Genomic DNA, 19,479 nt, shown 5'->3' on the forward strand with positions numbered 1-19,479 from the left:
CACGAACCGTAGAAGTCATAGAAATATAATCATGCCCCATGGCGGTCTTTGTCGCAAGGACCGCCATGGCGTAACGCATGATGCGAACAGAATCGGAGGGAATCAGAAACCGAACTGCGAAGCGGTCTCGCGCAGCGTGTCAGCCGAACGCTTGAGCGACGCCAGCTCCCTGTCCGAAACCGGAGTGTTGAGGCGAGAGTTGACGCCGGTCCGATTGAGCAGGGTGGGCACGGACATGCATACGCCCGAAATCCCGTGGAAATCGTCGAGATACGACGACACCGGCAGAACGCGGTTGGTGTTGTTCAGAATCGCCTCGACGATGTCGACACCGGACATGGCGATCGCGTAGTTCGTGGAACCCTTGCCGTTGATGATCCGGTAGGCCGCGTTCTTGACCTCCTGGTGGATCTCCTCGCGCTTGCCCGCATCGAGCGGTTCGCGCCCCGGCAACGCCTTCCAATCGCACATCGGCACGCCGCCGATCGTCGCGGAGGCCCACAGCGGAACTTCGGAATCGCCATGCTCGCCAGCGATGTAGGCATGCACGTTTTTGACGTTCACACCGGTCTGCTGGGCGATGAGATAGCGAAGACGGGCGGAATCGAGATTGGTGCCCGAGCCGAACATCTGATTGGCCGGCATGCCCGAAAGCTGCATCGACACGCGTGTGACGATATCCACCGGATTGCTGATGAGCATGTAGACGGCGTTCGGCGCCACCTTGACCACATTGGGAATAATCGACTTCATGATGTTCACCGTGGCCTCGGCTAGGTCAAGCCTGCTCTGCCCCGGCTTCTGGCGCGCGCCGGCCGTAATCACAACCATATCGGCATCGCGGCAGATCTCGACGTCATCTGATCCGTCGATGGTGACGGAAGGGTAGAAGCTGGAGCCGTGCTGCATATCCAGCACCTCGGCCTCGACGCGATCCTTGGAGATGTCCTGGAGCACGACCTCGCGGGCGACTCCGCGCTGCGCGGCGGCGAAGGCGAGTGTGGAGCCAACGGCACCAGCACCGATGATGGCAAGCTTCGTGGGCTTATTTGTGAAATCAACCATGTGTTGAACCTCTCTGTATTCGGTGCGATCCTGATCATCGCCCCATATCCTCAACTATGTACTCTATTCATAGACTATGACGTTTGCCGCCAGCCGCGCCAGCGTCGACCACTCGCGAAAAGCGCGTCGAAAATACCTTGCAAACAGTGCGGTTCCAATGCATTTTCCACAGCAAGACCGCACTGTGAACCCACTCGGAGAACTTCGCCACAATGAATTCGCAGCGGCGAGAATCCGCCCCGGTCAGATTCTCGCCACTCGGCTAATTCTCGCCACTCAATCAAATTCCGCCGCTCAGGCGTATTCGCCGCCTAGTCGATGGACGCCTCGACGATCTGCGAAGCCAGACGGCTGTCGACCCGCGCCTCAATGCGAACTCCATCATTGCGGTATTCCGCAGCATCAAGCCTGCCGTATTCGCGCACCCGTGACAGCAGCGAACCCTGCGCATACGGCAGTACCGCTTCGACACGCACATCGGGCACCGGAAGCAGCGCCTCAATCTCTTCGCGCAGCGCATCGACGCCTTCGCCGCTGAGCGATGACACGATATGAGCCTGTGGGTAGAGCGACGAAAGCCGCCGCCTCGTCGCCTCATCGATATGATCGGCCTTGTTGAACACTATGATGCGCGGAATGTCTTGCGCACCGGCGATATCGGCCAGCACCTCGTTCACCGCGTCGATCTGCGCCAGCGGATCGCCATACGAGGCGTCGACCACATGGACGATGAGATCGGACTGGGCAACCTCCTCCAGCGTCGATTTGAAGGCCTCGACCAGCTGGGTCGGCAGCCGTCGCACGAATCCGACGGTGTCGACGTAGGCGTACACGCGCCCGTCCTTGGTTCGCGCCGAGCGCACGGCGGTATCGAGCGTGGCGAACAGCGCGTTCTCCACCAGTTCGCTCGAACCGGTCAGCCGGTTGGTCAGCGAGGACTTGCCTGCATTCGTATAGCCGACTACGGCGACCGTAGGCAGCCCGTAACGCCGCCGCGAGCCGCGTTTGACCTCGCGAGCCGGGGCCATCCGCGCGATCTGACGACGCAACCGCGCGATTCTGGTGCGGATCACCCGTCGATCCAGCTCGATCTGCGTCTCGCCCGGACCTCGCGAGCCGATGCCACCGTCGGCTCCTGCCGCTTGGCCGCCCGCCTGCCGGGACAAGGCTGCACCCCAGCCACGAAGCCTGGGCAGCATATACTGCAGCTGCGCCAGCTCCACCTGCGCCTTGCCCTCGCGGCTGGTGGCATGCTGCGCGAAGATGTCGAGAATCACGGCCGTCCTATCGACCACCTTGACCTTGGCCACGTCTTCGAGCGCACGACGCTGGCTTGGCGCCAGATCGTCGTCGACGATAATCGTGTCGGCCTCATGCTGAGCCACAATGCCAGCGAGCTCCTTGGCCTTGCCCGAGCCGATGTAGGTCGCCGGATCGGGCTTGAGCCGATGCTGCAGCATGCCTTCGCACACTTCGGCTCCGGCCGTCTCGGCCAGTGCCGCAAGCTCTCTGAGCGATTCCTCGGCCTGGGATTGGGTGCCGGTGGCACTCGACCAGACGCCGACGAGCACGACGCGCTCAAGCCGGACCTTGCGATATTCGACTTCGGTGATGTCTTCGAGTTCGCCGAGTCCTGTCACATGCTTCAGCGCGTTGCGCGATTCGCGCTCAGCCCACTCCTCGCCGCCCTGGTCGGCGTCTGGAATATCATAGGACCTGTCAAGCAGGACCTCGGAGCGGTCGGCCAGCACTCCAGTGGCCTTGCTCACGTCGTTGTTGCTGTCGCTTTCGAATTGTTGAGTGAACTGTTGGGTCAATGACACCTCTCACGTTGGAACTATGGTTTTCCATTATCATCATTCTGGAAGACAACGCTACGGCAGGCAACATGACTGAGCCGTGGGCGAAGCGGATGCGGTTACGATGCCATAAGACAGTCGGGCCGAACCGTGGCCACGGCCACGGCGGGCGACGCGAAACAGCGGCGGGCGGCGGCATGGCATTCCGTAACGACAAGCAGAGAGACGGGCAGGAGAGCATGAGCGACAAGGATTCGCAAGGCAGGGATTCGCAGCGACCCCAGGAGCAGTATTTCTCGGCTTCGCCGACCTCTCCCGACGTTCGGCGCACAATCCATGTCCAACTCGCCGGGCGCGAGGTAGCGGCGGAAGTCTCGCATGGCGTGTTCTCCGGCAATCGCCTCGATCTGGGCACCTCGGTGCTGCTGCGCCGCGTGCCCGAACCTCCGGAACGCGGCAATCTGCTCGATCTGGGGTGCGGCTGGGGGCCGATTGCACTGACGCTGGGCCTGCTTGCTCCCGCAGCGACCATCTGGGCCGTGGACGTCAACCGGCGTGCGCTGGACCTGACGCGAGACAATGCGCACAGCCAGAATCTGGGCAATATCCGCGTCGCCGAGCCTGACGATGTCCCTGCCGACGTACGTTTCGACGCGATCTGGTCCAATCCCCCGATTCGCGTCGGCAAGGAGGCGCTGCACGGCATGCTCATGCGTTGGCTGCCGAGACTGTCGGATCATGGCGTCGCATATCTGGTGGTGCAGCGCAACCTCGGCGCCGACTCGCTGATTCCATGGCTCTCGGCGACGCTGGGCGAAGGCTACGCGGTGTCGAAATACGCCAGCGCGAAGGGCTATCGCGTGATCGAGGTGCTGCGCCAGGCATGAAATACGAGTATCCCCAAGAGCTGCCGGTCAGCGCGGCGCATGATGACATCGCCGCAGCCGTCGCCTCCTCGCAGGTCGTGATCGTCTCCGGCCAGACCGGTTCGGGCAAAACCACGCAGATCCCGAAGATTCTGCTGGAAATGGGTCGGGGCACGCATGGCCATCAGATCGTGCACACACAGCCGCGCCGCATCGCCGCACGCACGGTCGCCGAGCGCATCGCCTCGGAAATGGGCGTGTGCTTGGGTGATGAAATCGGCTATCAGGTGCGCTTCACCGACGCCAGCTCGCCCAAAACCCGTCTGCGCGTAGTCACCGACGGCATTCTGCTCGCGCAGATCCAGCGCGATCCGCGCCTGAGCCAGTACGATACGATCATCATCGACGAAGCCCACGAGCGCAGTCTGAACATTGATTTTCTGCTCGGCTACCTGACCTCCTTGCTGCCGCAGCGCCGCGATCTGAAACTCGTCATCACTTCCGCGACCATCGATTCGGTCAAATTCCAGCATCATTTCGAGCAGGCGCTGCACCGGCCCGTTCCAGTCATCGAAGTGTCGGGACGCACCTACCCCGTGCAGATCGTCTACGAGCCGCTGGGCTCCGAGCCCGCGCTAATGCGCTATGTCCCCGGATTCGAAAGCGGCACGGCACAGAACACGGACGGTGACGCGCCTCGCTCCGGCCATGCCGCAGACGCGGATATGGCCACGGCCGTGGCACGGGCCTGCGCCGAGCTGGTCATCCGCGCCAGCCACGAGCGCGGGCCCCGCGACATTCTGGTCTTCGCCTCCGGCGAGCACGATATCCGCGAGTTCGAAACCGCATTGCGCCGCCATTTCGGCCCTCGTGCCGACGACATGCGCCGGGGCGACGCCATCGAGATCATGCCGCTGTTTGCGCGGCTGTCGTCCAAGGAGCAGCACAAGGTCTTCGAATCGCATGTGCATCAGCGCATCGTTATCGCCACGAATGTGGCCGAGACTTCGCTCACCGTGCCCGGCATCCGCTACGTCGTCGACCCAGGAACCGCCAGAATCTCGCGCTATTCCAAATCCGCGAAGGTGCAGCGGCTGCCCATCGAGCCGATTTCGCAGGCCAGCGCCGACCAGCGTTCGGGCCGCTGCGGGCGCGTGGCGGACGGCATCGCGATACGACTGTACGACAGCGACGATTACGAGACCCGCCCGCGCTTCACCGAGCCGGAGATTCTGCGCACCTCGCTCGGGGCCGTCGTGCTGCATATGCTTTCGGTCGGCGTGGCGAAGAACGCCCATGACGTGACGCATTTCGGCTTCATCGACCCGCCGGATGTCAAGGCGGTTTCCGACGGCTTCAACGAGCTTACCGAGCTTCAGGCGGTCGCCCGCAAGCATGGCGAGATGGCGCTGACGCGCACGGGCCGCCAGCTTGCCCGCATCCCCATCGATATCCGGCTGGGGCGTATGGTCGTCGAGGCCGCGCACACCACCACGCCGAACACGCTGGCTGCCGTGCTGGTCGTCGTGGCGTTCCTGAGCCTGCAGGACCCGCGCGAACGCCCCGATGAGGCGCGTGAGGAGGCCGACCGCATCCACAACCGCTACGCCGACGCATCTAGCGATTTCCTGACCGCCTTAAATCTCTGGGACCGGGTGTTCCAGGCGGACGGCAGCCCCAGCAATGGCGTGCTGCGGCGCTTGTGCAAAACCGAGTACCTGAGCTTCCTGCGCCTCAGGCAGTGGCGCGACCTTGTTGCTCAGCTGGGCGATATGTGCCGCGAACTGAAATTCAAGGTGGGCGAGCCGCAGCCTGCGTCGCGGCCGAACTTGGACATTCGCCAACTGCCGCTCAATCAGCAGGCCGCGCACAGTCTTTGTTGCAGCTGGGATGCGCAGGGCATTCACACCGCCATGCTCGCCGGGCTGCTCTCGATGATGGGCATGCAGGTGGTGCGCGAGCCCAAGGCCTCGGATTTTGCTGGCTTGAAGGGCGCGGCGAAGGCGCGGGCGATGAAGCGCGCCGCCAAGCAATCGCATAACGACTATCAGGGTGCCCGCGGCACGCGCTTCGCGCTGTTCCCCGCCTCGGCCGTCGCCAAAACGACGCCGCCGTGGGTCATGAGCACCGAACTGGTCGAAACCTCGCGGCTGTGGGCCCGGTATTCCGCCGCCATCGACCCCGCGTGGGCCGAGCCGCTGGCCGGAAGCCTGACGCGGACCACGTATGCTGAGCCGCACTGGTCGGCCTCGTGCGGCTCCGCGGTCGCCAAGGCCAAGGTGCTGCTCTACGGACTGCCCATCGTGCAGGACCGCACCGTGCAATGGGGTCGCATCAATCCGCTTGAGGCGCGCGACTTCCTGATTCGCCAAGGGCTGGTCGAAGGCGATATCCAGCAGCGCTTCTCCTATGACAACTTCGTGACGCGCAATCTCGATGTGCTGCACGACGCCGCCGAGGACACGAGCCGCACGCGCCAGGCGGCGGCCAGCGTGAGCGATGAGGATCTCTACGACTTCTACAACACGGTGCTTCCACAGGATGTCACCTCGCTTGCCGAGCTGGCGAAATGGTGGAAACGCGAGCATGGCGAGCATCCGCAGCTACTCGATTTCGACCCGGAGGCCGTCGAACGGCTGCAACACGAAGACAGCGTAAGCCTGAGCGACTATCCCGACCGCTGGCATGCGCTGGGCACGGACGGCGCGGCGCTGGACTTGAAGCTGAGCTATGTCTACGACCCGCATGACCCGGCTGACGGGGTGAGCGTGCATATCCCGATCACGGCGCTGTCTCGGCTGCGCCCCGAGCAGTTCACGTGGAATGTGCCCGGGCTGCTGGATGAGCTGATCGTGGCGATGATCAAATCGCTGCCCAAGGCCCTGCGCGTGCAGTTCGTGCCGGCTCCCGACACCGCGCGGGCAATTCGCGCGTACATCGCCGAGCACTATCCCGATCTGCCCGGGTCGGGCGAGGGCGGGAGGCCGAAGCTGCCGCCGGAGAACGAGCAGACCGGCGTCGCCAGCTGGCCTGATTTCACGCATGTGTTCACCGAAGCGGCGATCCGCGTGGCTGGCGCACAGATTCACCCGCAGGTCTTCGAAGGCGATCAGTGGTCGAAGCTGCCGCCGTATCTGCGCATGAACTTCATTATCGAGAAGCCGAATCCCGCCGGATCTCGCAATCGACACGGCAACAGGCCTGGCCATGCCAGCCACAACGCCGCAACCGTACTGGGTTCCGGACGTTCGCTGGTCGAGCTGCAGCGCCATTTCGCGGCGCAGGCCGAAGCCTCGGCACGGCAGGTCGTACGCGGCAAAGCCCAGTCGGCCGGAGCGCAGGGCAAGCTGGTCGAGCAGGCGAATCTGCTGCACAAGGCCGGGGCCACGACACAGTCCCGCGCGACGATGCTTTGGCAGGGGGCACTGGACAAGCTGAGGCTCCCCGATGAACGCATCTCCTCGCGCTGGCTGGGAACCGAGGCGCTTATGCTCGCTTCGGCACCATATGCCTCGACCAAGGCGCTGAGCGAGGACTTGCAATTGGCCGCCGTCAAACGGCTGCTGCCCGACATCGATCAGCTAAATGACGATGCCGCGTTGGCGCAGGCCGTGACCGGCGTGGAGCAGGTGTACGAGGACACGGTCTATGCGGTGGCGCGCGACGTGATCGCGATATTGAAGCGCTACGCCGAAGTCGACAAGGCGGTTTCCGGGCCGGCCGATCTGCCGATGCTCTCGGTGCTGCAATCAGTGCGCGAGCATATCGCATCGCTCGTATGCAAGGGATTCATCGGCGCCGCTCCCCCGGACTCGCTGGCCTCCATCGAACGCTATCTGCACAGTGACATTTTGCGTCTGAACAAGGCGAAAACCGACAAGAATCGCGACGTGCGCTGGGCGTGGGAGGCCGACGAGGCGCGTCAGCTTGTTGAACGCTTCTACGTCAAGGCGAAGACCGAACCGGCCGGACCACGGCACGAGGCGCTGGACAAGCGCTACACCACCGCTCGTTGGATGCTCGAGGAGTTCTATGTTTCCCTGTGGGCGCAGGAACTCGGCACCGCGAAGCCGGTCAGCCTGCAGCGCATCAGAAAAACACTGGAAATCTAGCAAACGACTCGATTCAACGAAGACCGTCATATCGGGCAGCTTGTCGTATCGAACACATTGTCATGTCTTCGTTGAATCAGCCGCATCATGCAGAAACGCTGTATCATTCAGAAATGAAAAGCGTCCACGTCTTCGCTAGGTATCTGAATTACAATGGCTCACAATGACACGCACTTCCTCTCCACGGCAACAGCATTCGGCGCGACGCACCCAGCCTAAATCAGGCGCCCAGCATGGCAAACGCCCACATGGCAAAAACAGCAGAAATCGCAGAAGTCCCAGCGTGGCGCGGATAATCCTTGGCATTCTCGCAGCATTATGCGTGCTGGCGCTCATCATGGGGCTGGTGCGGTTCGTGCAGTGGCAGCATGAGATCAGCACAGTCCAGAACGAGCAGGCTGCGGCGGCACGCCAATACGGGTTCAATCCCGGCAATATCATCGCCGACGGCCAGTTCTTCAACGGCAACGCGATGAGCCAGGCGGAAGTCCAATCCTTCCTCGATGAGCAGGGCGCATCTTGTTCGGGCAGCCGCTGTCTCAAATCCATGACCTTCGACACTGCGGACCGGCCAGCCGACGGCCTGTGCTCGGCATATGCCGGAGCCAAAGGCGAGTCTGCGGCCGCAATCATCGACAAATCAGCCCGAGCCTGCGGCCTGAGCCAGAAGGTGCTGCTGACGATGCTGCAGAAGGAGCAGCATCTCGTAACGGCCACCGCTCCTACCGATTTTCAATACAAGGCGGCGATGGGACTGAGCTGTCCCGACGATGCCAGCTGCGACCCGGCGTACGCAGGATTCTTCAATCAGGTGTATGGCGCGGCGAAGCGCTACCAGTACTATCGCGCACACGAAGGCGACTACCGCTATCATGCCAAGGCGCTGAACTACGTAGCCTATCATCCGAATGCATCCTGCAGCGGCAGCCCGGTCTACATCGAGAACGAGGCCACGGCGCTACTGTACATCTATACGCCCTATCAGCCGAACGCGGCCGCATTGCAGGCGGGGGACGGCGAAGGCGACTCCTGCTCAAGCTACGGCAACCGCAACTTCTCCATCATCTACCGCGGATGGTTCGGCAATAAATCCTAGGGTCTGCTTAGGGTCTGAAAACTGTAAAGCCTTCAGACCCTAAGCGTGTGAAACCTTTACAGCCTCGGCAGGAACTTCTCCAACTCGTAGGTCGTGACCTGGCGGCGGTAGTCCTCCCACTCGCGGCGCTTGTTGCGTAGGAAGTATTCGAAGGCGTGCTCCCCTAGGACTCCGGCCACGAAATCGGATTTCTCCATGACCTTCAGGGCCTCGTCCAAGGATTCTGGCAATGGCTGGATGCCCATCGCCTTGCGCTCGGCGTCGGTGAGCTCCCAGACATCGTCGCTCGTCGGCTCGCCGAGCTGCATCTGCTGCTCGATGCCGTCGAGACCAGCCGCGAGCAGCACGGAGTAGGCGAGATACGGGTTGGCGACCGCGTCGAGGGCGCGGAACTCCATGCGGGAGGAATTGCCTTTGCCCGGCTTGTACTGCGGCACGCGCAGCAGCGCGGAACGGTTGTTGTGGCCCCAGCAGATGTAGCTCGGCGCCTCGGCGCCGCCCCACAGCCGCTTGTAGGAATTGACGTACTGGTCGGTCACCGCGCTGATCTCGGAAGCATGGTACAGAATGCCCGCCGCGAACTGCCGCGCGATCAGCGACATGTTGAACTCCTGACCGGCCTCGTAGAAGGCGTTGGCGTCGCCTTCGAACAGGCTCAGGTGGGTGTGCATGCCCGATCCGGGCTGATCAGTGAGCGGCTTGGGCATGAAGCTGGCATGGATGCCGCGTTCAAGGCCGATTTCCTTGATCACCGTGCGGAAGGTCATGATGTTGTCGGCCGTGGTCAGCGCGTCGGCGTACCGCAGGTCGATCTCGTTCTGGCCGGGCCCGCCCTCGTGGTGCGAGTACTCGACCGAAATGCCCATCTGCTCGAGCATGTTGACGGCGGCGCGGCGGAAGTCCATCCCCGGGCTGCGCGGCACATGGTCGAAGTATCCGCCCTCGTCGATCGGGGTCGGGGCCCTGGACCAGTCCTCCTGATGCTCGAAGAGGTAGAACTCGATCTCGGGATGCACGTAGAAGGTGAAGCCCTTCTCCTTGGCCTTGGCCAGCGTGCCCTTGAGCACATGGCGCGGGTCTCCCAGCGACGGCTCGCCGTCAGGCGTGAGAATGTCGCAGAACATGCGCGCAGTGCCTTGCGGACCATCGCGCCACGGCAGAATCTGGAAGGTCGAAGGGTCCGGGCTCACGATCATATCGTCCTCGGATACGCGCGTCATGCCCTCGATGGCCGAGCCGTCGAAGCCCAGCCCTTCCTCGAACGCCGCCTCCAACTCGGCGGGCGCGATGGCGACGGACTTCAATGTCCCCAGCACATCGGTGAACCATAACCGAATAAAGCGCACGTCGCGTTCCTCGACCGTGCGCAACGCAAACTCTTGCTGCTTATCCATATGCCACATGCTCCCATGCGATTATTACGTCTGCTTAACCATGCTACAGGCGTGTCGTCCGCCCCCGATTGTCCGTTAAGGCCCCGACGAGAAACGGCTCAGTCAGCCACGCGAAGGGCCTGTTCAAGCGTAAACGCGCGGGCGTAGAGCGACTTGCCCAGGATCGCGCTGTCGACGCCGAAGGATGCGAGTTCGGCTATCGCGCGCAGGTCGTCCAGCGACGATATGCCGCCCGAGGCCGTGACCTTGGCATCGGTGCGCTGCGCGACTTCACGCAGCAGTTCGAGATTCGGCCCGCTCATCATGCCGTCGCGCGTCACATCGGTGACCACATAGCGAGAGCAGCCGGCCGCATTGAGCATATCCATGGTCTCGAAGAGATCGCCGCCCTCCTTGACCCAGCCACGGGCCGCCAAAGTATGCCCGCGCACATCCAGGCCGACGGCCACCTGCGCGCCGTATTCTCCGATGACGCGCCTGGTCCACTCGGGGTTCTCGAGCGCGGCGGTGCCGATGTTGACGCGTGCCGCGCCGGCATCGAGCGCAGCTTTGAGACTCTCGTCGTCACGCACGCCGCCGCTCATCTCGATGCTGACCGTATCGCCGAGCTCGGCGACGATCTCGCGCAGCTGGGCGCGATTGTCGCCGGTGCCGAAGGCCGCGTCCAGATCGACCAGATGAATCCACGAGGCGCCGGACTCGACCCAGGTGCGGGCGGCCTCAAGCGGACTGCCGTAGTCGGTTTCGGAGCCTGATTCGCCCTGTCGCAGTCGTACGGCCTTGCCGTCGCGTACATCGACGGCGGGGAGAAGGGTCAGCATGATGGATGTCCTTTCTTGCGGATTTTCTAGAATGTCGCGACCCAGTTGCGCAGCAGCTGCTCGCCGGCCTTGGCGGACTTCTCAGGGTGGAATTGGGTTGCCGACAGGATCCCACGCTCATAGGCCGCCACGAAGCGCGTGCGGTCATATTGGCACCAGGCGACTTGCTGCTGCGTCGGCCCGAAGTCGATGTGCAGCGCCGAGCAGTCGGCTGGCTCGGCGCTGGTGGCCGCATAGGAATGCACGAAGTAGAAGCGCTCCTCCTCGATGCCCTTGAGCAGCACCGTGTCCTGCGGAGCCTCAAGCGTGTTCCACCCCATATGGGGGGTTACGTCGGCGTCGATCTTGTCGACGGAGCCGCCGATCAGCCCGAGTCCTTGCGCCTCGACGCCGTTCTCGTCGCCGCTTTGGAAAAGGATCTGCTGGCCGACGCACACGCCGAGCACCGGCCGGCCCGCGCGCAGGCGGTCGTACACGACGCGGTCCCCGCCAACCCGTTTGAGCCCTTGCATGCAGGCGGCGAATGCGCCGACGCCGGGCACCACCAAGCCGTCCGCTTCAAGCGCCTGCCGGTAGTCGGAGGTCAGGGTCGCGTCAAGCCCGATGTTGGCGAGCGCGCGCAGCATCGAACGCACGTTGCCGAATCCGTAATCGAATACCACGGCTGAAGTCATGAGGGAAGCTCCTTGGTGTGCAATGCCTGTCTGGATAGTGGATCTATGCGAAAGTATATATGCCGTGTGTGCGATGACACTGCGTGCAATAACGCAGTGCGCAGTGTCATCGCAGTATGCAGTGCCATTGCGCGCAGTGTTGGAATGTCACAGTGTCGCAGTGTTGTACAGCGCTGCTGGCGTCGGGCAGCGCCATCACCGGATATGCGAGGCACCGCGACCGAACCGCGTATGCTCGGCGATGATGGCCATGGCCGCGTCGTGGTCGAGACTCGCCGAATCGATGATATGCAACCCCTGCTCGCGCAGATCCGCCAGCGACGCGATGCCCAGCATAAGATCCTCCACGAAATCCGGAGCCGAAGCAAAGAGAATCGGCGGTGCAAAGGTCTGTCCGGCCTCGCCGTGCAAATACAACGTCGAATCGAGCTTGTCAGCGCGGTTCACCGCCAGCACGGCGGCCATGCCTGAGACCACGGTGGTGAGATCCTTGGCTGCGGATTCGGGGGCGTCACCGTCCAGATTGCGCAGCACGGCCACTGCCCCCTGATCGGAGCCTATGCAATCGGCGGAGATATCGGAGATCTGGCAGAACGCCGCAAGCAGGCGGGCCGAGGCGAGTCGGGTGATGAGTGCGGCACCCTTCGCCTTGTCGCCGACGAGTCCGCGCAACTCCTCATCGAAGTCGAGTGCGGAATCAGCCGCATCCAACGGGGATTGCGGCGCTGACGGAGATGCTGAAGCAGATGCGTTTGGCCTCTCGGCTGCGTTAGCTGCGTTATCCTCAGCCGTTGCGTCGAACGCATCAGCCGCGCCGGACGTAGTAGACGCTATGCCGTCGTTCCCCTGTTCGGATGGCGATGGCTGAGTCTCGCCGCCCTCTTCGAATTCCTGCTCGAAGCCTTCGAGCGCCGCGGCAAGCTCCTCATCACTGAAATGGAGGTCGTCGGGCCGCTCATCCCGGGAATCGAAGTCGTCGTCGTTCTCGTTGCCGTCAGCCATCACAGCGCACCCTTCGTGCTGGGAATGCCGGTGACGCGCGGGTCAGGCTCGACGGCGAAGCGCAGCGCCCTGGCGAGGGCTTTGAACTCCGCCTCGGCGATATGGTGCGGATCACGCCCGGCAAGCAGCTGCATATGCAGGCAGATGCCGGAGTGGAAAGCGATCGATTCCATGACGTGGCGCACCAGCGACCCGGTGAAGTGCCCGCCGATCATGGCGAACTCGAATCCTTCCGGTTCCCCTGTGCATACGGCATAAGGGCGGCCCGAGATATCGACGACGGCTTTGGCCAGCGCTTCGTCCAGCGGCACGGTGGCATCGGCGAAGCGGCGAATGCCGCGTTTGTCCCCCAGCGCCTGCTTAAGCGCCTCGCCGAAGACAATGGCGGTGTCCTCGACGGTGTGGTGCACGTCGATATCGGTGTCGCCCGAGGCCTTGATGCGCAGGTCGATGAGCGAATGCTTGCCCAGGGCCGTCATCATATGGTTGAAGAACGGCACGGAGGTGTCGATGTCGGTCGCACCGGTGCCGTCGAGATCGAGGCTGAGCTCGATGTTGGATTCGCTGGTTGCTCGTGTGATCGTGGCTGTACGTGCCATATATGTCTCCCCCGTTCGCAGCCGTTTCCTTTCCCTCACCCGCATGCCACCTGCGGCGCATCCAGATGAGGGAAACATGCCTGCTGCCGTGCTTGTTTCACTGCTGTTGCTGTACCTGCTGGTACGTACTGCAACTGCTCTGCCTGTTGTAACTGCTTTGCCTGTTTCAGCACTTTGTCTGCTGCAACACTCTGCTTGTTGCAACACTGTGCTTGTTGCAGCTACTCTGTCTGTTCCACTATAGGCAGGACTTCGGCCAACGCCTCGCGGAAGCGTGCCATCTCCTCGTCGGTGCCCATGCATACGCGCAGCCAACCGTCCGGACCGACCACGCGGATGAGCACGCCTCGGTTCAGCAGCTCGTCGAAGATGCGCTGGCGGTTGTCGAAGCAGCCGCCGAAGAGCAGGAAGTTCGATGCCGAAGGCGCGACCTTGATGCTCTCGCCCTTGTACTGCAGGCTCTCAAGCCACTGCGCGGTCTGCTGGCGGGTTTCGCGCAGATGCGCCACGCGCGCCAATTGCTCGTCGGTGTGGTCGAATGCGGCGAGCGCCGCCGCCTGCGTGATGGCCGAAAGATGATACGGCATGCGCACGATGCGCAGGCAGTCGATGATGCCTTGCGAAGCCGCCACATACCCGACGCGCGCACCGGCGAAGGCGAAGGCCTTGCTCATGGTGCGGCTGACCGCGAGGTTCGCATGGCTGTCGATCAGCGGCAGCGCCGTGGGCACGTCCGGATCGCGGAATTCGATATACGCCTCGTCCACGACGACGACAGGGTGCACGCCCTCGTTCGCGCCGGTGACCGGCACCTGCTCGCAGACCGCGAGAATCTGTTCCAGGTCGTCTATCGGCAGGCTTGTTCCGGTGGGATTGTTCGGGCTGGTGAGCACCACCATCGAGGGTTTGACGTCCTGTATCGCTTCAATCGTCGCATCGACGTCGAGCGTGAAGTCCTCGTTGCGGTGCACGAGCTGCCATGTGGTGAAAGTGTCGCGCGCGTACTCGGGGTACATGGAGTACGTGGGATCCGCGCCCAAGGCAATTCGCCCGGGGCCGCCGAAAGCCTGAAAGAGCTGCAGCATGATCTCGTTGGAGCCGTTCGCGCCCCATAGCTGCTCGACTTTCAGCCGCACGCCCGATTCGCGGGCCAGGTAGTCGCTGAACGCCTGGCGCAGCTCGATATGCTCGCGGTCAGGGTAGCGGTTGAGCGTCGGCGCGATGGCCGCGACACGCTCGGCGATGGCCGCGACCACCTTGGGATCTGGCGGATACGGGTTCTCGTTGACGTTCAGGCACACCGGCACATCGAGCTGCGGGGCACCGTACGGCTCCTCCCCGATCAGATCGTTGCGCAGCGGCAGCGTGGCCGGTATGGTGCTGTCTGATTGGTCGGATGCGCTCATCGCAGTCCTGCCTTTCGTTCCTGCTCCTGCAGCGTCGCCTTGTCGTACGGGTCATCGACGAAGCGGCTAAGTACGCATTCGCCGTGCCCAGGCAGATCCTCGGAGACCGCGAAGGCGTTGATGCGGGAGGCAAGGGCTTTGAGACCCTGCTCGTCGTATTCGATGACCTCCACGGGCTTGAGGAAAGTATGCACGCCGAGACCGGAGTTGAAGCGCGCCGTGCCGCCGGTGGGCAGCACATGGTTCGAACCGGACATATAGTCGCCCAGCGGCACCGGCGAATACGGTCCACGGAAGATAGCTCCGGCGTTCATGATGCGCGGCACCACGGCGTTTGGGTCGGCGGTCTGGATTTCCAAGTGCTCAGCGGCGTAGGAGTTTGCCGCCGCCACGGACTGGTCAAGATCGTCGGTGAGGATGATGCCGGACTGGCGACCGGTCAGCGAGGTCGCTACACGCTCGGCGTGTTCGGTGCGCGGCACGCGGTAGTCGAGGTCCTTCTGCACTGCGGCGGCAAGCTCTTCGCTGTCGGTGATGAGCACGGAACCGGCGAGCTCGTCATGCTCGGCCTGGCCGATCAGGTCGGCGGCCACCCAGCTGGGGTTGGCGTCCTTATCTGCGAGAATCGCGATTTCGGTGGGGCCAGCTACGGCGTCGATGCCGACCATACCGGAGACCATGCTTTTGGCCGTGGCCACGAAGATGTTGCCCGGACCAGTGATCTTGTCGACCGGATCGCACAGGATTTCGCCGTCCTGCGGCTCCGATCCGCGCGCGCCATAGGCGAACATGGCGATGGCCTGTGCCCCGCCGACAGCATAGACTTCCGTGACGCCGAGGATCGCGCAGGTGGCGAGAATCGTCTTGCTCGGCAGCCCGTCGTCGCCCTCCCTGCTCGGCGGCGTCGCAATAGCCAGGGAGCGCACGCCGGCGGTCTGTGCCGGCACCACGTTCATGATCACCGAACTCGGGTAGACGGCCTTGCCGCCCGGCACGTACAGGCCGACGCGATCGATCGGGATCCAGCGTTCGCTCACGCGCGCGCCCTCAGCCAGATCGGTGTGGAAGTCCTTGGGCACCTGCGATGCGGCGACCGCGCGAGACCGGCGCACCGACTCCTCGATCGCCGCACGCACCTCGGGGTCCAGCTCGTCAAGGGCCTGTTGCATGGCCTCGGCCGGCACGCGTAGATTCTTGGTACGAATATGGTCGAATTTCTCGCCGAAATCGCGCAGGGCCGCAGCGCCTCTGGCTTTGACGTCGTCGAGAATCGGGCGGACGAGTTCACTCGCCTCGCTGGTCCCCATTTCGGCCCGGGGCATCGCCTCAAGCATCTCGGCACGGGTCAGGCGCTTGCCGCGCAGGTCGATGATTCGCATGGTGTTATCGCTCATACCCACCTATGGTAGCCACACCCCGTACACAGCACGCAGGCTGTGTCTTTTCAATGATGTGCCGCTTCAATACTGAGTCGCCGCAGCACCATGTCACTGCGTCTGCGCATCGTGAGATATTCGCTGCGCGCCTTGGACACGGTGCGGCAAAGACGACTGTGATGTGCCGATATCGTCTTCCTCAATCAGATAATTCGGTCTGCCTTTGGTCTGGTTGAAGATTCTGGCAATGTACTCGCCCATGATTCCCAAACTCAGCAGCTGGATGCCGCCAAGCAGGAGCATGACGACCATCGTCGACGCGTATCCCGGCACGTCGATCCCGGTCGTGAGCCGCTTGACCGCGATGGCGACCGCATATGCCGCCGAGGCGAGCGAAACCCCAACGCCCAGCCATGTGGCTATGCGCAGTGGCGCAGTCGTGAAACTGGTGATGCCGTCGAGGGCGAGTCTGCATAGCTTGGCGAAGCCCCATTTCGTCTTTCCCGCCGCACGCACGTCGCGATCATAGAGGAATTCGATTTTGCGAAAGCCGATCCAGCTGAACAGCGCCTTCGCATTGCGTTCCGATTCGCGCAACTGCTGCAGGGCTTGCACGCATTTGCGGTCGAGCAGGCGGAAATCTCCGGTATCCTGCTGAACCTCCACGCTGGCAATCTTCTGAAGCAGTGCGTAATAGGCATGCGAACTCGCCTTCTTGAACCATTTCTCCCCTTGGCGGGAGCGACGCCTGGCATAGACGTCCTCATAGCCTTGCATCCACAGATCGGCCATCTGCCCGATGAGTTCGGGAGGATCCTGCAGGTCTGCGTCGATGATGACGAGGCCGTCTGTGTTCACGTGCTCAATGCCGGCGAACATCGCTTGCTCCTTGCCGAAGTTTCTGGATAGGAACATATAGTGCGCATAAGGCCGCGTGGCTGCATACGCCCGGATGAGACTCTGGCTGGAATCCTTCGACCCGTCATCCACGAACAGAAAAGAATAACGTATGGGCCGTGTTTCGTTTCGACGCAGACCGTCCAGTCGCTCGAACAGCCTGGGCAGCGACTCTTCCTCGTTCCAGCAGGGCACGAGCACCGTGAGCGACCTTGATGCTCGCTCAGCTTGTGTTTTCCGTGTTGCCTGCATGTTTTGTCCTTTCTGCCCTTTCTGCGCCGTCATTGCCACGCCTCGCACGTCGTGCCTACGGATTCGACTGTGCTGTCTGAACTGATTGTGCTGACTGAAACGCCCTCGTAGCGTGCGTATCGCCGGTGTATGCAGGGCGGCAGCAGCATCCCTGACAGTGTTGTCACGGCAAGCAGCATTATCATCATCGCAGCGCATACGTGGAGACCTTCTGCCTACTGAAAACACGTTCGTGCACAAGTCGGTAGCGCGGATCGTCCAGCGGTTTGCGGTCCGAGACCCACGTGAGCACCGTAACCGTCGGCGTGCGCAGCTCGCGGGCATCGCTGATTCGAGCGGGGCTCCCGTGCAACGGAGCGTATCCACCGGATAGTGCAATCTCATGCGTCGCAAGGAAACGCAAAGCGCATCCGTCAAAGTAGTAGGCGGTTTCGATGTACATGAACGCATCAACGGCGAGAATCGTGTTATCCGGTGAGCAGACGATATGCGCTCGCTCCGTTTCAGCCATAGGAGTGCGCCGCTCGCCAAAATTGCGATTGCCGTCCGCATCCAAGTTGGCAATGCCGATAAGGCTAATCGCCACAACGCATACTACGGCACACGCCGCAATGACGCGGCTACGCGCACTCAGCAGCAATGACGGCTGGATTCTATCCGTGAGTGCGACGGCAACGAGCGCATAGAAGAACATGCTGACGAACGATGCATACCTTGGTATGTACATCAATGGCACTCCAGCCAGCTGTCTGAGAGCATCGATGGCGGCGAACACGCCCAGCGGCATCACCGCCATGGCAGCCAGCACGGCGCAGGCCCGGCGATCCCGCGCCTGTGCCGTCTGGCTTGATGCCGTTGCGCGACTGCCGCCGACGTGAAACATGTACCAGAAAGGAATCGCGGCCACGAACAAACACAGCAGCGTTTGCACAGGCCCGATGCCATCACCGCTGCGGGCCAGCACGAATAGGCTCAGCGTGTCGCCCAGTGCAGCGAGCGTCATGCCATGACTCAGCAGCGGATTGATCGTCGCAGAGAGCACTTGGTGAAGCGCAAAGGGCAGATAGGGCACATACAAACCGAGAGCTAACGCATAGGCTTCAAGCCACCCCCACGGCATGCGTCGGCGAACGGAGGCGACTGTCAGCAGCAAAAACTGCGTAATCCATACCGTGGCCGTGACGAACAAGGTGCTCATGCCGAGCGCGACCAACGCCGCATAGGCTATCCAGAACCGTTTGCGTCGCATCCGAACTGCACGCGCCAGCATAAGAGTCGCGGCCACCACAATGAGACTCGCCAGCGAATACATGCGAATCTCATAGCCGAAACGCAGATGATACGGTGCGATGACCAATAGCGGCGCACTGAGCGCGGCCACTGAAGGAGAGGCAAGCTCCTTGATGAGCAGCACGGTCACAGCCGCCGCAAGCCCGGCAAATATTGCGCTCAACAGGCGCAGAGACCATTCCTGCCATGAGAAGCAGCTGCCCCAGAGTTTGAGCACGAGATAATACAGCGGCGGGTGTGCATCGACCGAAGTAAGGCGGATGAGCTCGCCAACCGGTCTGCGGCTGATCATGATCGAATAGCCTTCGTCGAACCATACCGATGCGCGCCTGCCCAGGAACATGCTCAAAGCACATGACGACACGCCCACGGCGATAAGCAACGCGGATTCATATAAGCGATGCGGTGCTGCTCTGGCGACGCGACGCTCACATGCAGTTCCCACCAGGACCGTCCGCGTATTGGGCGAGCCTTGTGCATCTGGCCGCTTCGCAATGCTGCCGTCGTTCTCCATCGTCGTCTCCTCGCGCACTTCGCCGGCCGGCATACTTATGTCGGTCGGCCAGCTCATCTCCCAAGGTATTCGTGCGTTTTGCGGCAAACGCCGCAGAGACCTCATACGAATGGACAGGTTTCGAGTGCGGCAGGAGCGAGTTTCTGCAGTTGGGCGGCGAGCAAGATGCACCCGCTTGCGTGAGAGTGTCCGCGCAGCATCAGAAAAAGGCACTTCGACGCGTTGCGGGGTTGGAAGTTCCAGTGTGCAGGTGTATCTGCGTTACGTGTGGCGTTATTGGGGTGCCGCAGAGGTCTATCTGCGTTGTGTGAGGCGT

General features: G+C 62.5%; 14 protein-coding genes. 3 read left to right on the forward strand and 11 right to left on the reverse strand.

Annotated features, from left to right (window positions below; all coding sequences use genetic code 11):
• Positions 1-102 precede the first annotated feature (102 nt).
• Both BISU_RS10610 and hflX read right to left on the reverse strand, forming a co-directional pair.
• Complete coding sequence (locus tag BISU_RS10610; protein ID WP_024463600.1) at positions 103-1,065, reverse strand: L-lactate dehydrogenase; 963 nt, start codon at positions 1,063-1,065, stop codon at positions 103-105.
• A 311-nt stretch (positions 1,066-1,376) separates the two neighbouring features.
• On the reverse strand, positions 1,377-2,834 hold the full coding sequence (hflX, locus tag BISU_RS10615) for a GTPase HflX (protein WP_233419517.1): 1,458 nt from the start codon (positions 2,832-2,834) through the stop codon (positions 1,377-1,379).
• A gap of 269 nt (positions 2,835-3,103) precedes the next feature.
• On the opposite strand from hflX, the gene BISU_RS10620 reads away from it, so the two are divergent.
• The 3 genes from BISU_RS10620 to BISU_RS10630 all read left to right on the forward strand — a co-directional run bounded on the left by BISU_RS10620 (position 3,104) and on the right by BISU_RS10630 (position 8,938).
• Entirely contained in the window at positions 3,104-3,751 is a 648-nt protein-coding gene (locus BISU_RS10620) for a class I SAM-dependent methyltransferase (protein ID WP_024463602.1), read from the forward strand.
• Positions 3,748-7,842: an ATP-dependent RNA helicase HrpA gene (hrpA, locus tag BISU_RS10625; RefSeq protein WP_024463603.1), complete on the forward strand. Its 4,095-nt coding sequence runs from the start codon at positions 3,748-3,750 to the stop codon at positions 7,840-7,842. The genes BISU_RS10620 and hrpA overlap by 4 nt, the downstream gene beginning before the upstream one ends.
• Before the next feature lie 163 nt (positions 7,843-8,005).
• Positions 8,006-8,938, forward strand: coding sequence for a hypothetical protein (locus tag BISU_RS10630; RefSeq protein WP_024463604.1), 933 nt, complete (start codon positions 8,006-8,008; stop codon positions 8,936-8,938).
• A 56-nt stretch (positions 8,939-8,994) separates the two neighbouring features.
• Here the strand turns inward: BISU_RS10630 and glnA are convergent, their stop codons facing one another.
• The 9 genes from glnA to BISU_RS10675 all read right to left on the reverse strand — a co-directional run bounded on the left by glnA (position 8,995) and on the right by BISU_RS10675 (position 19,220).
• Positions 8,995-10,332 (reverse strand): type I glutamate--ammonia ligase, encoded by a 1,338-nt coding sequence (gene glnA / locus BISU_RS10635; RefSeq protein ID WP_024463605.1) that lies wholly within the window; start codon positions 10,330-10,332, stop codon positions 8,995-8,997.
• A gap of 98 nt (positions 10,333-10,430) precedes the next feature.
• Positions 10,431-11,156 carry a bifunctional 1-(5-phosphoribosyl)-5-((5-phosphoribosylamino)methylideneamino)imidazole-4-carboxamide isomerase/phosphoribosylanthranilate isomerase PriA gene (gene priA, locus BISU_RS10640; protein WP_024463606.1) on the reverse strand — a complete coding sequence of 242 codons (726 nt, stop codon included), beginning with the start codon at positions 11,154-11,156 and terminating at the stop codon, positions 10,431-10,433.
• Positions 11,157-11,179: 23 nt separating this feature from the next.
• Positions 11,180-11,827 (reverse strand): imidazole glycerol phosphate synthase subunit HisH, encoded by a 648-nt coding sequence (hisH, locus tag BISU_RS10645; RefSeq protein ID WP_024463607.1) that lies wholly within the window; start codon positions 11,825-11,827, stop codon positions 11,180-11,182.
• Between the two features lie 195 nt (positions 11,828-12,022).
• Complete coding sequence (locus BISU_RS10650; protein ID WP_033502962.1) at positions 12,023-12,829, reverse strand: hypothetical protein; 807 nt, start codon at positions 12,827-12,829, stop codon at positions 12,023-12,025.
• On the reverse strand, positions 12,829-13,428 hold the full coding sequence (gene hisB, locus BISU_RS10655) for an imidazoleglycerol-phosphate dehydratase HisB (protein WP_024463609.1): 600 nt from the start codon (positions 13,426-13,428) through the stop codon (positions 12,829-12,831). The genes BISU_RS10650 and hisB overlap by 1 nt, the downstream gene beginning before the upstream one ends.
• A gap of 221 nt (positions 13,429-13,649) precedes the next feature.
• On the reverse strand, positions 13,650-14,834 hold the full coding sequence (locus BISU_RS10660; protein WP_024463610.1) for a histidinol-phosphate transaminase: 1,185 nt from the start codon (positions 14,832-14,834) through the stop codon (positions 13,650-13,652).
• Entirely contained in the window at positions 14,831-16,228 is a 1,398-nt protein-coding gene (gene hisD / locus BISU_RS10665; protein ID WP_024463611.1) for a histidinol dehydrogenase, read from the reverse strand. The genes BISU_RS10660 and hisD overlap by 4 nt, the downstream gene beginning before the upstream one ends.
• A 93-nt stretch (positions 16,229-16,321) precedes the next feature.
• Positions 16,322-17,359, reverse strand: a complete 1,038-nt coding sequence (locus BISU_RS10670; RefSeq protein ID WP_051246097.1) for a glycosyltransferase family 2 protein — start codon at positions 17,357-17,359, stop codon at positions 16,322-16,324.
• Between the two features lie 184 nt (positions 17,360-17,543).
• Entirely contained in the window at positions 17,544-19,220 is a 1,677-nt protein-coding gene (locus BISU_RS10675; protein ID WP_024463613.1) for a glycosyltransferase family 39 protein, read from the reverse strand.
• Positions 19,221-19,479 lie beyond the last annotated feature (259 nt).

Origin of the sequence: Bifidobacterium subtile (assembly GCF_000741775.1) — a bacterium.
GTDB classification, from domain to species: Bacteria; Actinomycetota; Actinomycetes; order Actinomycetales; family Bifidobacteriaceae; genus Bifidobacterium; species Bifidobacterium subtile.